Origin of the sequence: Herpetosiphon llansteffanensis (assembly GCF_003205875.1) — a bacterium.
Taxonomy (GTDB): domain Bacteria; phylum Chloroflexota; class Chloroflexia; order Chloroflexales; family Herpetosiphonaceae; genus Herpetosiphon; species Herpetosiphon llansteffanensis.
The window spans coordinates 1-15,501 of sequence record NZ_PUBZ01000107.1 but is presented as its reverse complement, the minus strand read 5'-3'; the positions used below and the strand labels follow the sequence as shown (position 1 = coordinate 15,501).

The 15,501-nt window shown below is 52.2% G+C and carries 10 protein-coding genes; all 10 read left to right on the top strand.

All coding sequences use genetic code 11. The features are described from left to right. Positions 1 to 39 precede the first annotated feature (39 nt). The gene (locus C5S61_RS16440) at positions 40 to 837 is read left to right on the top strand and encodes an NYN domain-containing protein (protein ID WP_110516540.1); all 798 of its coding nucleotides are present in this window, start codon (positions 40 to 42) and stop codon (positions 835 to 837) included. A 12-nt stretch (positions 838 to 849) separates the two neighbouring features. Beyond that, complete coding sequence (fni, locus tag C5S61_RS16435) at positions 850 to 1,884, top strand: type 2 isopentenyl-diphosphate Delta-isomerase (protein WP_110516538.1); 1,035 nt, start codon at positions 850 to 852, stop codon at positions 1,882 to 1,884. A gap of 21 nt (positions 1,885 to 1,905) precedes the next feature. Beyond that, the gene (locus C5S61_RS16430) at positions 1,906 to 2,415 is read left to right on the top strand and encodes a GNAT family N-acetyltransferase (protein ID WP_110516536.1); all 510 of its coding nucleotides are present in this window, start codon (positions 1,906 to 1,908) and stop codon (positions 2,413 to 2,415) included. 141 nt (positions 2,416 to 2,556) lie between these two features. Then, positions 2,557 to 5,652 (top strand): transglycosylase domain-containing protein, encoded by a 3,096-nt coding sequence (locus C5S61_RS16425; protein ID WP_164689560.1) that lies wholly within the window; start codon positions 2,557 to 2,559, stop codon positions 5,650 to 5,652. A 114-nt stretch (positions 5,653 to 5,766) separates the two neighbouring features. Continuing rightward, a complete protein-coding gene (gene surE / locus C5S61_RS16420) occupies positions 5,767 to 6,534 on the top strand; it encodes a 5'/3'-nucleotidase SurE (RefSeq protein ID WP_110516532.1) in 768 nt (255 codons plus the stop codon). Further along, positions 6,535 to 9,126 (top strand): hypothetical protein, encoded by a 2,592-nt coding sequence (locus C5S61_RS16415; RefSeq protein ID WP_110516530.1) that lies wholly within the window; start codon positions 6,535 to 6,537, stop codon positions 9,124 to 9,126. It begins immediately after the preceding gene. A 13-nt stretch (positions 9,127 to 9,139) separates the two neighbouring features. After that, positions 9,140 to 10,222 (top strand): redox-regulated ATPase YchF, encoded by a 1,083-nt coding sequence (gene ychF, locus C5S61_RS16410; protein WP_110516528.1) that lies wholly within the window; start codon positions 9,140 to 9,142, stop codon positions 10,220 to 10,222. A gap of 500 nt (positions 10,223 to 10,722) precedes the next feature. After that, the gene (locus C5S61_RS16405; protein WP_110516526.1) at positions 10,723 to 12,312 is read left to right on the top strand and encodes a leucine-rich repeat domain-containing protein; all 1,590 of its coding nucleotides are present in this window, start codon (positions 10,723 to 10,725) and stop codon (positions 12,310 to 12,312) included. Between the two features lie 273 nt (positions 12,313 to 12,585). Then, complete coding sequence (locus C5S61_RS16400) at positions 12,586 to 13,926, top strand: phosphomannomutase/phosphoglucomutase (RefSeq protein WP_110516523.1); 1,341 nt, start codon at positions 12,586 to 12,588, stop codon at positions 13,924 to 13,926. 334 nt (positions 13,927 to 14,260) lie between these two features. After that, entirely contained in the window at positions 14,261 to 15,064 is an 804-nt protein-coding gene (locus C5S61_RS16395) for a DUF899 domain-containing protein (protein WP_110516521.1), read from the top strand. Positions 15,065 to 15,501: the final 437 nt, after the last annotated feature.

Below are 15,501 nucleotides of genomic sequence, written 5' to 3'. Positions count from 1 at the left end.
GGCTACGGGGATCATACAAACAACCAACCGAGGCTGTGTATGCCCTACTTAATTGATGGCCATAATTTAATTGGCCAACTGGCGACGATTCGCCTCAATGATCCTGATGACGAAGCAAAATTAGTGCAATTGTTGCAACGCTTTGCAATTACGCGCAAAGTCAGCGTTTCGGTGGTCTTTGACCGCGGCCAATATACCCAGCGCACGCTTGGCGGCGGTGGCGTAACTGTGCGTTTTGCCCGCTCACCAAGCGATGCAGACGAGATGATCAAATCGCAACTTGTGCGTTTATCACGAGCAAGCGAATGGGTGCTGGTTTCATCCGACCGCGCGATTACCTATGTGGCCGATGCGGTTGGCGCACGGGTGATTAACGCCCGCGATTTTGCTGCCCTGCTCGAATCGATGGGTGCTGCTGATCCGAATGCGCCGACTCATCAAGAGATGCATGCTCATGTGCGCCAAGATCAGTTGCCAGAATGGCTGGATTTTTTTGGCTTTGATAAAGAAAGCGCCGAGAGCAAAGTTGATCTGACGCGCAAACCCAAGCCAAACCACCCAAGCCAACAGCGCACTGGTACGCAAGCTAAACGGCGTTCGCCCCAGGCTGCTAAACCAATTGTTGTGCCACAACCGCCTGAGCGTTGGCAACTTCCGCCGCGCCGCAAAGATCAGCCCGACCCAATTCCGCGTGATGCTGATGGACGGCCACGGCTCTCGCGCGGTAGCAAAAACCCGCAGGCAAGCACCGGCGAACGGTTGCACAAACCACCGCCGCCAGTGCATCCCGATGAGATCGACGAATGGCTTGAATTTTTTGGGGCTGATGAGGAATAACGAGGCTGGATCATGACAGAAACTGCAACCGAAGGCCGCAAAATCGATCATGTTAATATTGTGATCAACGAAGATGTGAACGCCAAAGGCATTACAACTGGCTTTGGCAGCTATCATTTTGAACACGATGCCCTGCCAGAATTGGATATGCACAGCATTGATTTGAGCACCACGTTTTTGGGCAAGCAGCTCAAAGCTCCATTTTTAATTAGCTCGATGACTGGTGGCGCTGCCCCAACCGAGGAAATTAATTTACAATTGGCCGAAGCAGCTCAAGCCTTGGGTGTGGCGATGGGCGTTGGCTCGCAACGAGCGGCCATCTTCGACCCCAGCTTGGCTTCGTCATATCAAGTGCGGCGGGTCGCGCCTGATATTGCCTTGTTTGCTAATTTGGGTGCGGTGCAACTCAACTATGGCTATGGCATCGAGCAATGCCAACGCGCCGTTGATATGATTGAGGCCGATGCGCTGATTTTGCATTTTAATGCCTTGCAAGAGGCAGTGCAGCCAGAAGGCGATACCAATTTTGCTGGCTTATTGACTAAAATTGAGGCGCTTTGTCGGGCCTTGCCCGTGCCAGTGATTGCCAAAGAAGTTGGCAACGGCATTGGCGGCAAAGCGGCCAAGCGTTTGGTCGAGGCTGGCGTGCAGGCGATCGATGTGGCTGGTGCTGGTGGCACCAGTTGGAGCGAAGTTGAACGCTTTCGCCAGCATACGCAGGCTGGACAAGGCATTGCCGCCACATTTGCTGGTTGGGGTATTCCCACCACCGAAGCAATTAAACAGGTGCGCGCAGCCTTGCCAACAATTGGTATTATTGGCTCTGGTGGCGTGCGCAGCGGGCTGGATATTGCCAAAGCAATTGCGCTTGGCGCTGATTTGGGTGCATCGGCTGCGCCAAATTTATTGGCCCAAAACAAGGGCGGCAGCGATGCAGTTCATGCAGCCATTGCGGCAATTATTGCGCAATTGCGCATCAGTATGTTTTGTACTGGCGCGGCAGATTTGGCCGCCTTGCGCCAAACACCCTTATATCGTGTTAGCTAAGTTTTTCGAGAAAGTAGTTTCATGAGTAAAACCTTGGATATTATCATTCGGGCCTTGGAGCCAGATGATTACCTTGACCTTGCGACCATATTTAGCGGGCCAAACGTGCTTGATGGATCATTGCACGTGCCATTTCCAGCGCAGGATGTTTGGCGGCGGCGGGTTGAAAATCCCGATACCGAAACGCCACGCTTGGTTGCCACCATCGATGCCATGGTTGTGGGCGTAATTAGCCTTGAAATTGGTGAGGGCCGTCGCCGCCATGCAGGCGATTTGGAGCTAGCGGTGCGCGACGATTACCAAGGCCGCGGCATTGGCGCAGCTTTGATGGCTGCGATCATCGATTTGGCCGAAAATTGGCTTGGTTTAAGCCGGCTCGAAATTGTGGTGTTTACCGACAATACGCCAGCAATTACGCTCTACAAGCGCTTTGATTTTGCGGTCGAAGGCACCTTGCGCAACTACGCCTATCGCGGCGGCAAGCTGGTCGATGCCTATACCATGGCCCGTTTAGCCCCTGCGCTTGCCTGATGTTCAACTGATGGAGAGCTGAAAAAGTCGCAATTTTTGCAACTTCCTAACTTGAGCATGGTAGAATATCCGAGGCGGCGCGAGCCGCCTTGTTATATATCCAGCGACCACACACCGAATTCAAAGGGGTATGTGTCTACTATGCGTCAAACAACTCGTAATGCAATATCACGGCGACAACGCCGAACAACACGTTTTATTCCCTCGCGGCTTGGCAACAAGGGCGCTCCGCGCTCGATGGGCCGCCGCATCGGCATTGCTTTTATGGGCTTGCTGGTAGTTGGGCTGGTATTTATGGCTGTTGCTGGGGTGGCAATGGCCGTTACCTACAATGGAATTGCCGCCAACTTGAAGCCACGGCTTGATCAAATTCATACCTATACCGCCTTTCAAGCCTCGAAAATTTATGATCGCAATGGCACATTGCTGTATGAATTTGTCGGTGAAGGTCGGCGAACTCCGGTCAATCTCGATGAAGTTTCTAAGCATTTGATTAATGCAACGGTCGCTGCCGAAGATGCTTCGTTCTTTGAAAACTCTGGCGTGAACTACTTCAGTATTGCGCGGGCAACTTTCGCCAACATCACCCAACAAAGCGTCGGTGCTGGTGGTGCTTCAACCATTACCCAACAGGTTGTGCGCTTAATTGTGCTGACCCCTGAGGAACGCCAAGATCCCAACGTCTATAGCCGTAAAGTTAAAGAAATTATCTTGGCCCAAGAGCTGAATACGGTTTATAGCAAAAACGAAATTCTCGAACTCTACCTCAACGAAATTCCCTATGGCAACTTGTCGTATGGCGTTCAGGCTGCCGCCCAAAACTATTTCGGGATTGATGCTAAAGATCTCGATATGGCGCAATCGTCGTTGCTTGGCGGGATTCCCCAGCTGCCAACGACCTATGATCCAATGCCTTGGCTTGATGATAAGTTAGTGCTCAAAGGGATCAAATTGCCCAAGGATGTCTGGCTCGACCCAATGTACGATCTTGCCAACGATGTTAAAGGCGAGATTGTGCCACCAAAAGGCCGCCAGATCGAAGTGCTGCGCCAAATGGTGCGCAACAATTATGTGACTGAGCGCGAAGCACGGGCTGCGGTCGCGACCGATTTACAGTTTGATAAGCCTGAAGTCAGTTTGTTAGCACCACACTTTGTTTTCTATGTCAAAGATTATTTGCAACAACGCTATGGCGCTGAGGTGGTTTCGAATGGTGGTCTGAACATCACCACAACCCTCGATTTGCAAACCCAAGATTTGGCCCAAACCATCGCCTACACTCGGATTCAGGAACTCAACGATGCTGAACGCAATATTCACAATGCGGCAGTGGTGGTCATGCAGCCGAACACGGGCCAAATTCTGGCCATGGTTGGCTCAATTGGCTATGATCTTTCCGAAACGACGACAACGCCAGGCGAAGAGGGCAACGTGCTTGATGGCAAGGTGAACGTTACCACTGCCTTGCGTCAACCAGGCTCGGCCTTGAAGCCATTCACCTATCTTTCGGGCATGGAGCAATATGTTGCGACCAAGGGCGAACGGGGCATTACCCCTGCCAGCGTCTTGTGGGATGTGCCAACGATCTTCAATCCACGCGGGGTAAAATACGAGCCGCAAAACTTTGATAATCAATTCCATGGCCCGTTGCGCGCGCGCACGGCGGTTGCCAACTCGCTGAATATTCCAGCGGTCAAAGGTCTGAAGGCAGCAGGGATTCCTGAAACTTTGAATTTGTTGCATCGCTTAGGGATTTCGCCCAACGTGTTGGCCAACGATCCTGGTTATTATGGTTTGGCGCTGACCCTTGGTGGTGGCGAAGTTACGCCGTTGGATTTGGCGACAGCCTACAATACGGTTGCTAGCGGTGGCCGTTATTTTGCGCCAACCCCAATTCTCAAAATTACCGATGCGCGCGGCAAAACCTTGGAAGAATTCAAGCCTACCCCGCTCGCCAACCCAGAGAGCGATGCCGTCAGCGATACCAGCAAATGTGTGATTCCAGATGGCGAAGATTATCGCTTGGGTGCGCGTTTGCCGAATGGAACCCAATGTGTTGATGGACGCTTGAACCACATCATCACCAATATGATTAGCGACAACGAAGCGCGTCGCCCGATTTTCGGCACCAACAGCATCTTGAAACTTTCGTTGCCAGCAGCGGTCAAAACCGGTACGACCAACGATTTTCGCGATGCTTGGGCTTCGGGCTTTACGCCATTTGTCACGGTAACGGTCTGGACGGGCAATAACAACAACGAACAAACTGCCCAAGTGGAAAGTACCCAAGGTGGTGGTGTGATTTGGGCGCGCACGATGGAAGCAATGTTTGCCAACGACACCATTATGAATCGCTTGGCTGGCTTCTATGGCGGCATCGATGCTATGCCCCAAAGCTTTGCAAAATCGTATCCTGGTGTCTATCGCGAGGAAATTTGCGAAATTCCAGGCCCATTCGGTGGGCGCACCGACGAGCTGTTTATCGATGGCTTGGACTCAGGTGGGCGCTGTGACCTGTACGAAAAAATCTCGGTGGTCAGACTCACCACAACTGATGCTGAGGGCAAAGAAACATCAACCTATTGTCGCCCAGTTGCTGGTGCTGACTATCCAGAAGGTGCGATCTCATCGATTTATGTTTGGAAGTTGCCAGAAAGTAACGACGACGAACGGATCGATCTGAGCAAATGGAAGGGCTATACCAGCGATCGCAACGATAATGGCGAAGATTCGCCGGTGGCGGTTGATCCCGATAAGTTGCCAAGCTGCGATGCGGTTGCGCCAACGCCAACGCCTGGCACACCAACGCCTGACCCACTGACCCCGACCGCGCCAATTTTGGGGCCGGGCCAAGTGCAAATGCCAAATTTGGTTGGCTACGGCGAAAACCAAGCTCGCCAGATCTTGATGAACTTGGGCTTTGCACCAGATAAGATTGTGGTCGATTATCAAGGCCGCGATCGACTTGGCCCCGTTTTTGATCAATATCCAGCTTATGCGGTGGTCAGTAGTTTGCCCGGGGTTGGCTCGGCGGTGGATCTCAACACCGTAATTATTTTGGGTATTCGCTCGCCGGATACCAGCCAGCCAACCGCGCCACCAGCGCAACCAACCACTCCAGCGCAGCCAACGCCGGTGTTGCCAGTGCCAACAACAATTATTGTTGAGCCAACGCCAGTCGTTGAGCCATCGCCGATACCGGAACAACCACAACCAACCCCTGTGGTAACGCCCTAAATTGAGCAACCGAGCGCTTGTTGGCAACGACAAGCGCTTGGCGTTTGGCATGTCGTGGCATAATGCCCTATAATGCCCGCGAATGAGCAGGCTCTGGTGGCCTGAGGAGCGATCATGAACATTTTGCTTTCCAATGATGATGGTGTGCATAGCCCTGGCTTGTTGGCGTTGAAAGGCCAACTTGAGCAGCTTGGCCGTGTCACTGTTGTTGCGCCTGAGCGCAATTGGAGCGCAGGCAGTCATAGTCGCACCTTGTTTGCCCCGCTGCGCATCAACGAAGTACAGCTTGCAGATGGCAGCCCAGCCCTCGCTTGCGATGGTTCGCCCGCCGATTGTGTTGGCTTGGCCTTGCTTGGCGTGCTCGATCATCGGCCTGATTTGGTGGTTTCGGGGATCAACCTTGGGGCCAATCTCGGCCACGATGTGCTCTATTCGGGCACGGTTGCCGCCGCCATGGAAGGCCTTGTGGTTGGCATTCGCTCAATCGCAATTTCGCTGGTTGATGGCTACAAGCCGGACAGCGATTTTAGTGTGGCCGCCACTTGGGCACGCCGCATCGTCGCGAGCGCCATGGAATTGCAATTGCCCAGCGATATTTTGTTGAATGTGAATGTGCCGCAAGGCTCAGCCGAAATTATTAATGATGCCAAAGTTACCCGCTTGGGCCATCGGATTTATCGCGACGAGCTGATCAAACGGCTTGATCCACGTGGCCGCCCCTATTATTGGGTTGGTGGGGCCGCGCCTGAAGGCAAGCCCGACGATGGAACCGATTTTGGCGCAGTGGCCAACAACCATGTCTCGATTACGCCGCTGCATTTTGATATGACCAACCTTGATTGGGTGCAACGATTAAGTACTGCCATATGGAATAACGCTTAAATGTCACGTTATAAATTACAAACCTATCAATTTGGCATTGTCAATGGTTTGCGCCAAGATGTGAGCGATCGCATTAATAGTGCGATGCCAAATAATTTGTTCGCACCTGAGGCTCGCAAAGGCCATTTGTTTGTATTAACCGATGCAGTTAATGAAGGTGCGCGCGGTAAAGAAGCGTGTGATCTTGTTACCCAAACTATTATCAAAACATTTTATGCAGATACTTCATTTAGTATTACCTCTGGCTTGCGCAATGCCCTAAAAGCTGCCAATACTGCCCTGTATGAATTTAATTTCAAGGCTGCGCATCACCAAAAAACAGCGGTTGGTTGTACATGTGCGGTCTTGCGCAACAACGATTTATATATTGCCCAAGTGCAGCCAACCCAAGCTTATGTTGCCCATCGTGGCCAATTGCGGGCCTTGCCAACCAATCCTTCGTGGCAAGGGAATGTCAGCAGCTCAACGATTATGCCGCCCAACGCGCTTGGCACCAGTTTGTTCAGCGAGCCAGAAATGTTTCGCAACGTGGTTGAAGCTGGCGATATGCTGGTGCTGTGCTCAAGCCGTTTGGCACGTGTGCTTGGCCGCGCTGATGCAGAGCGCATGTTTTGCCTTTCCGAGGCTTCTGCTTCGCTGGAAGAATTGTATGCAATTGCACGGCGCAATAGCTTGAATGAAGCCCATGTTGCCTTAATCGATATGCTGCCGTTTGTCGACCCGAATAGCGAATTGCTCTCTGCTGAGGGCTTGGCTGAACGTGGCAAGGCTGCTGCCAGCGTGGTTGGCGAATGGATTAGCGATGTCACGGCCAATGCTGCCTTGATGGTGCGCCGCGAAAAAGATGATGAAAACGGCGAGCCTAGCTCGGCCATCGACGAACTGCCCCCAATGCCCGCCGAGCTGGAGGAAGTTGACCCACGCGATATGGGCTGGCTCAACGAGCGCCCACGCTATCGCCCGCGCAGCTTGCGTGATGCTGAGCAATGGTTGCCCAGCGCCTATTTGGGCGAAACCAGCATGGTCGCGGCAATTCAGGCCGCCAGCAGCGCGCCAAGCATCGATTTGACCGATATGGAGCCGTTGCCAGTCGATTTTGCCGCCGTGCCCGTGCCGCAGCGCGATCCAGTTGTGCCATTGACTGGCTGGCAGAAATTCACTGCGCCATTTCGCTATTTGCTGGCAGCAATCGTGACCTATATTGCCAATTTTGGCCGCAACAGCCGCCCGATGGCTCCGCCATTGCCGCGCTTTGCGCAAGCTCGCGGTGGCGATTTATCGTATCGGCGTTCGCGGCGGCGCAATATTCCATGGACATTAATCGCCTTGCTGATTGTGTTGGTTGGCGGTGGTTGGTTCTATGTGCAAGATCGGCGCACCCAAAACACCGAAGCCGCCTATCAAGATAGCTTGAATGTGGCCAATTCCAAATTTGAAACCGCAGTCAAAGCCACCGATGATCGCGCCGCCTTGGAAGAATTGGGCGAGTTAGACACCCATCTCGAAACCTTGGCCAGCGATCAAGGCTATATGAGCAATCCAACCCGCAAGGCCGATTATCTGGCGTTGCGCAAAAAATCTGATAATCTGCGCGCTAGCATTGATCGCACATCGTTTTTGACCGACCTCAAATTGGTAACGACGATGCCAACCAGCGATACGATTGGCAAACTGATTGTCACGCCAAACACTGGCAAAAACGACTTGTATTTTATTGGCACCGAGAATGGCGCGCTCTATAGCTACACCGAAGGCAGCAGCGGCCAGCCCACCAGCCTGCTCAAAGATGGCGATGAAATTGCTGGCTTGCCAGCAGCGCCAATTCGTAGCGTGATGTTGCGCGAAGGCGAGCTAGCTGCAATCGACGCACCGCCCAATCTCAATGCCCAATCAAATATCTATTTCTATTTGCGCGACACCAAAACCTGGGTTTCGCGCACCATCCAAGGCAGCGAACTCTGGACGCGCCAACCATTCCCTGATATTGAGACCTACGGCGGCGGCTTGTATGTCTACGATTTGGGGCGCACCGATAGCGCAACCGCTGGCGAAATTCTGCGCTATCGCTCAGGCGAGTTCGCCAACTTGCCCGAAAATTGGATCACCGATTCAACTGGCGATTTCAACACCAAAGCGGTCGTTGATATTGCGATTGACGGGCGGATCTATATGCTTCAGCCTGATGGCACGGTTGGTATTTTCGAGGGCGGCTCGTTGATCGATACCGTGAGCGTGCCAGCGCTTGATCCGCCGTTACGCGCCCGGCGCTTGTTCGTCGAGCAAGAAGTCAGCGCCGAAACCTTCCGCGACAACCAAGGCCATTTTTTCATTGTTGATGCAGTCAATCAACGGGTGATCGAAGTTAATCGCCAAGGCGAGATTATTCAACAGCTGAAAGTGCCGAGCACCAGCACAATCAAACTCGAATTGCTCAACGATGTGGCAGTGGTTGGCAGCGGCTCCAGCAAAATGCTGTATCTTGCCAATAGCAACCGAATTTATTCGATGGTCTTGCCATCGCCACCGCCACCACGTGAAAGCTTGGGCGGCACAACCACGACACCAACGGTTCAAATTACACCAACACCATAAATAAAGGGGTTTCATGAAAATCGGGATTATTGGTTTGCCCAACAGCGGCAAAACCACGGTATTTAATGCGCTAACCCGCAATACCGCTGAAACGAACGCCTATTCATCAGGCCAGATCGAGCCAAATATCGCTATGGTCAAAGTGCCCGACGAGCGGCTTGATGCCTTGGCCAAAATGTACAAGCCCAAAAAACTCACCCCAGCCGACGTGCAATATATCGACGTGGCGGGGATGAGCGGCAACGCCCACGAAAGTGGTGGCTTGAACCCACAGTTTCTCAACTACATCAGCCAAGTTGATGCGTTGCTGCATGTCGTGCGAGCTTTTGAGGATGATGGCGTTCCGCATGCCCAAGATAGCGTCAATGCTGCCCGCGACTTAGCCTCGGTCGATATGGAATTGATGTTCTCGGACATGGCGATTATCGAGCGCCGTTTGAGCCGCTTGCGTGGTGAAGTGACCAAAATGGTCGGCAAAGACCGCGAAGTGCGCATGGTCGAACTCAACGCCCTTGAGCGCTTGTATACGGGCCTCGAACAAGATGTGCCGATTCGCGCCCAAGAATTGAGCGAAGAAGAAGCCAAAGTTTTGCGCGGCTTCCAATTCCTCAGTGGCAAGCCAATGTTGGTTGTCGTCAACATCGACGAAAAGCAACTCAAAACCCCGCCAGTCTTGGAATACAACAAGCCAAAAACCGCAATTGTGACCTTAGCAGGCAAAGTTGAGGCCGAATTGGCCCAGCTCGAAGATGAAGATGCCCAAATGTTTATGGAAGATTTAGGCATTACCGAGCCAGCCCGCGACCGCGTAATCAAGGCCTCGTATACCATGATGGGCTTGATTAGCTTCTTGACCGCAGGCGACGACGAAGTGCGTGCTTGGACGATTCGCCAAGGCATCGGGGCTGCTGAAGCCGCTGGCACAATTCACTCCGACTTACAGCGTGGCTTTATTCGTGCCGAAATCGTGGCCTTCGACGATTTGATGAAGGCTGGCGATATGGCGACCGCCAAAAAAGCTGGCACCGTGCGGCTCGAAGGCAAAACCTACGTTGTTAAAGATGGCGATATTGCTCACTTCTTGTTCAACGTGTAACAATCCCTCACCCCCCAGCCCCCTCTCCCACTGAACGCGGGCGAGGGGGAGCCGTCGTGGATGACCAGCGAATTAGGCGAAAACCACCTTAACAAGCCCTTTCTCACTCGACGCGGGCGAGGGGGAGCCGTCGTGGATGACCAGCGAATTAGGCGAAAACCACCGTAACAAGCCCTCTCTCACTCGACGCGAGCGAGTGGTAGCAGCCGTTTCTATCGACGAATTGCGCCAGAACCACGTGATGAAGCCCCTCGCCCGCGCCACGGGAGAGGGGTTGGGGTGAGGGGATATTAACACCGACCCTTGTAGGCCAGCCCTCTCTCACTCGACGCGAGCGAGTGGTAGCAGCCGTTTCTATCGACGAATTGCGCCAGAACCACGTGATGAAGCCCCTCGCCCGCGCCACGGGAGAGGGGTTGGGGTGAGGGTATGCCAATCCATGAGATTCAATTGCCACTTCTTGCAGCAAAGCAGTGGCGTTTTGGTTTAAGGAGCAGAAGATGAACGAGCAATTGTGCCGTGCGCGGATTGCCCAAAATGCCCAGACCCGTGAGCCAACCCTCGATCTTTCGTCTCTCAAAATTACTACATTACCAGAAACAATTGGCGAATTAACTCATCTTGAACACTTAGACCTATCAAGGAATCGTTTGCAGCAACTGCCACCTGAACTTGCCAAGCTAACCAAGTTGCGCACATTGGATCTCAACTACAACGATGAAATTGAAGGATTGGAGCCATGGATTGGGCAGTTATCAAGTCTCGAAGAACTGCATATCCGTGAATTATCGGTAACCGAACTCCCAGCCAATTTAGCGCGATTACAACAATTACACACGCTTGATCTCAGTTATACCGAGCTGAACGAACTTCCTCGCTGGTTAGGCGAGTTGCCCTCATTACAAACGCTCAATATTAGTGGCCTAAATATAGGCGAGATACCTGAATGGTTTGCGAGCCTTCCAATTAAACACTTGGTCTATTATCCAAGCGGTATCCCCAATGAACACTTGATTGGTACGCTGACCACGCTTGAAGCGCTTGATTTATGGTCTAACCACGATGCGTTGAACGTTTATCCTGAATGGCTCCAGCAAATGGGTCATTTGCGCAGGTTGAATTTTTATAGCAAGATACTTGTTCCAGCATGGCTCATGGAATTACCGCAGCTCACCCATTTCGAAAGCTATGGCGATTTTCGTGAAATTAGCCAAGTCTGGCACAACTGGAAATCACTTGAACATCTCACGTGTGGTGATGTTGCCGCAACGACCTTGCCACCAAACCTCAAAACCCTAGAAATAACTATCAGCGGATCAGCAGTTCCTGAATCAATTCGCCAATTGCACCAGCTTGAAGAACTAAAGTTATTTGGCGAAGGGTTTCGCGCGTTGCCTGGCTGGGTTTTAGAATTGCCCAACTTGCACACCTTGAATCTTGTCAGCACAGGGATTGACCACATTCTGCCGCCTGCCCGACCTAACTATAGTTTACGAAAACTGCATATGAATACCTTATATTGCAGCCGTCAGCATCGCTTAGATGGGCTGCGCAGCCTGCATAGGCTGGAAGAATTAAGGTTGAGTAATCATCGACTCGGTACGTTACCAGCATGGTTGCACGAATTGCAGCAGCTACGCGAGCTTTCGATTGATGATTGCGCGTTGACTGATCTTGATCCAAGGTTGGGCCAACTCCAGCAGCTTGAGGAACTTTATCTTCATGGTAATGATATTCCCATAGCGAGCTTGGAACGCATTTTGCCAACGCTCACTAAACTCAAACATCTATCATTTGGATTATCAAGTGATGAGCCATTTCCTGCCAGTATTCGCGAGCTGTCGCAACTGCGGAGTTTGTATCTCAGAATCGGGCCAAACCATGTAATTCCTGAATGGCTGAATCAATTGACCAAGCTCGAAAGCATAATGCTTGGCTACAACCTTGAGCCAGTCCAAATTCCATGGATCGAAGGCTGGCTAGCACTGCCGAAATTACGCGAGATCGATATCCATATCAAACCAGAATTATTTGATCCTGAATTATTGCAACGCTTTGAGCAACGTGGTGTACAAGTTGATCTGGGATAAAATGCAATCCCTCACCCCCCAGCCCCCTCTCCCACTGCACGCGGGCGAGGGGGAGCCGACTCTTTTTTACGAAGGAATTGGGGGAGAACCACGGCATTAAAGCCCCTCGCCCGCGCACGGGAGAGGGGTTGGGGTGAGGGGATCTCTTACAACCTACCTTTGTAAGGCTAGGGGTGGTGATCTGCATACGCCATTTAAAAATCCTGCTCTTCGCGATTTAACAATTTTGGCGTATGATAGCCCGTGATCGCTCTGCACAGAAAGGATACACCCATGCAGGTCAATCCAGGGATTTTCAAAGCCTACGATATTCGCGGGATTTACCCCAGCGAACTGAATGAAGATGTAGCATTTTTGATTGGACGCGCCTTCGCTTCGTTTTTGCAAGCAGAAAAAGTCATTGTTGGTCGCGATATGCGCACCTCAGGCCCATCAATTTTCGATGCCGTCACCCGTGGCTTGATGCACCAAGGCGCTGATGTGATCAATATTGGCATGGTCAGCACCGATCAATATTATTTTGCCTGTACCCAATTGGGCTTGCCGGGCATGATGGTTACGGCCTCACACAACCCCAAACAATACAATGGCTTCAAGATGGTCAAAAAAATGCCCCAATTGCTCTCAGGCGATGCAGGCATTCAAGATTTGCGCCAATTGGTCGAGAGCGAAGCGTTTGCCGAGCCAACCCGCCAAGGCAGCATGAGCGAGCTTGACCTCAGCGAAGAATTTATCGAATCAGTTTTGCAGTTGATCGATGTCGCCAGTCTCAAACCGCTCAAAGTGATTGCCGACACAGGCAATGGCATGGTCGGGCCAATTCTCCAGCGGGTTTACGAACGCTTGCCAGTCGAATTGATTGGCTTGTATCTTGACCCCGATGGTACGTTGCCAAACCACGGGCTTGATCCATTGCAGCCCGAAAATCGCGCCGAACTTGAAGCCCGCGTGGTTAGCGAAAACGCCGACGTTGGCTTTGCCTTCGATGGCGACGGCGACCGCTTCTTTGCGATCGACAATCGCGGCCAATTTATCTCTGGCGATTTTATGACCGCCTTGATGGGCCAATATTTCCTTGAAAAACACCCAGGGGCCAAGATTCTGTATGATGTGCGGGCTTCGTGGGCCGTGCCCGAATTGATTGGTGCTGCTGGCGGTGTGCCGCTGATGGAGCGGGTTGGCCATGCCTTCATCAAGGCCCGTATGTCGAATGAAGGGGCAATTTTTGCTGGCGAAGTCACTGGTCACTACTATTTTGGCGATTTCAATTATGCCGATTCGGGCGTGATTCCATCGCTGATTATTCTGGAAATGCTCTCGAAGAAGGGCAAAACGCTCAGCGAATTGTTGGCTCCGCTTGAATCGACCTACTTCATTTCAGGCGAAATCAACACCAAAGTTGCCGATGTGAAGGCTGTGTTGGCGACCTTGGCCGAAAAATACAGCGATGCTGAGCAACATACCATGGATGGCTTGTCGGTGAATTATCCCGATTGGCACTTTAATGTGCGTGGCTCCAACACCGAGCCATTGTTGCGGCTCAACCTTGAAGCACGCAGCAAAGAACTGATGGAAGCCCAACGCGACGAAGTGTTGGCAATTATTCAGGCGTAGGGACGAGGGGTCAGAGGTCAGGGATTAGGGTTCAGGTTTGCCGCCATGTTCCCTCACCCCCCAGCCCCCTCTCCCACGAAAACGCGGGCGAGGGGGAGCCGACTAGTGTTCATCAATAATTGTGTTAGAACCACGAGGTTAAAGCCCCTCGCCCGCGCCACGGGAGAGGGGTTGGGGTGAGGGGATCTTCAAACCTAGCTCTATGTTCTATGCTCTCCTGACCCCTGATCCCCATCAACCGACCCCCATTCTACAAATAGATCATTTGTTCTTTTTTCATGCTATGATAGGGAGGCAATCAAGGCAGTTTATTGTAGTGATGAAGGAGCATTCAATGGACGATCGCTCTCAGAACCACATTCCGCTTACTGATGCCAATCCTCCAAGTATCCCCGCAACGGTTGATCGCACTACATTCCAAGCCGAGCTTGATACAATTCGCCTTCGCGAGAAAGCCCACACCCGCGAGGGCGATGCGATTGCTGCTGCTCGTCGCCGCTTGCCAATGGTCGAAGTCGATGCAACCACGCCAGTAGTTGGGCCAAACGGGCTAGTTCCATTAATCGACGTTTTCGAGGGTCGTAGTCAATTGTTTGCAGGCTATATGATGTGGTACGACGGTGCCAGTGCTGCGCAGCAATGCGAAGGCTGTAGCATGAATGTTGGCCATGTGCTTGAGCTTGGCTACCTGAACTCGCGCGATGTGACCTTTGCCGTGCTTTGCCAAGGCCCGTTTGCCGAAAGTAACCACTACCGCGAATTTATGGGCTGGCCCATGCCTTGGTATTCTGTGCCAGCAGCCTCGCTTGATCGGCTGATTGCTGGTCGCCACTTTGGCATTTGGGTTTGCTATTTGCAAAATAATGGTCGGGTGTTTGAAACCTATTGGACAACCGGTCGTGGCTGCGAGCAGATGGGCAGTTCATATGCAATGCTCGATATGACAATTTATGGCCGCCAAGAAGCGTGGGAAGATTCGCCTGCTGGCTGGCCGCAGCGGTTTTTCAACACGCGCTCAGCCCAAATGCGCACCGATGAGCATGGCCATGCGGTCAATCGGCCTGCTGGACGGCCAATTTTGCAATGGTCACGCATCGCCGCTGGCCGCTCCGATGAGCTTGCTGGCGCTGATAAATAAATGGGGATCGGCAGTTGGGGGATGGGGATCGGATTCTGTGGACTGACAAGCTTAGGTTTCCGCTGAGCACCACAAAGCCAACGGCTCATCAATGGATGCCTCTCAGCCTCAAATTGCCCTTGAGGTGAAGGGGGATTAAAGCCCCGCCTGCGTTTCCCGCTGGCGGGATGGAAGGGTGGATATCAAGACTATGGGTGAAAATCTACTCTTGCAAAATACAGAGGATTAGATGTTGATAGACGCAAATGCCCAAAAAAGCGCTAATTAGCAGCCAAAAAGGCTCGATCCTCAATCCCCAACCCCTACTAAACAATCATTTTCGACATAAGCAACTCCATGGGATCGGCAGTTGAGGGCTGGGGATCAGCAGCTGCCCATGGTTCAAGCAGTGCTGATTTGCAAGCAATAAATGACCTGATCCCCGACTGTCTCTTATA

What these genes read in the sequence shown, in the direction of transcription:
- C5S61_RS16400 (WP_110516523.1), top strand. Translation starts at nt 12,586, where the DNA reads ATGCAGGTCAATCCAGGGATTTTCAAAGCCTACGATATTCGCGGGATT.
- ychF (WP_110516528.1), top strand. Translation starts at nt 9,140, where the DNA reads ATGAAAATCGGGATTATTGGTTTGCCCAACAGCGGCAAAACCACGGTA.
- C5S61_RS16425 (WP_164689560.1), top strand. Translation starts at nt 2,557, where the DNA reads ATGCGTCAAACAACTCGTAATGCAATATCACGGCGACAACGCCGAACA.
- C5S61_RS16395 (WP_110516521.1), top strand. Translation starts at nt 14,261, where the DNA reads ATGGACGATCGCTCTCAGAACCACATTCCGCTTACTGATGCCAATCCT.
- C5S61_RS16440 (WP_110516540.1), top strand. Translation starts at nt 40, where the DNA reads ATGCCCTACTTAATTGATGGCCATAATTTAATTGGCCAACTGGCGACG.
- C5S61_RS16415 (WP_110516530.1), top strand. Translation starts at nt 6,535, where the DNA reads ATGTCACGTTATAAATTACAAACCTATCAATTTGGCATTGTCAATGGT.
- C5S61_RS16430 (WP_110516536.1), top strand. Translation starts at nt 1,906, where the DNA reads ATGAGTAAAACCTTGGATATTATCATTCGGGCCTTGGAGCCAGATGAT.
- C5S61_RS16405 (WP_110516526.1), top strand. Translation starts at nt 10,723, where the DNA reads ATGAACGAGCAATTGTGCCGTGCGCGGATTGCCCAAAATGCCCAGACC.
- surE (WP_110516532.1), top strand. Translation starts at nt 5,767, where the DNA reads ATGAACATTTTGCTTTCCAATGATGATGGTGTGCATAGCCCTGGCTTG.
- fni (WP_110516538.1), top strand. Translation starts at nt 850, where the DNA reads ATGACAGAAACTGCAACCGAAGGCCGCAAAATCGATCATGTTAATATT.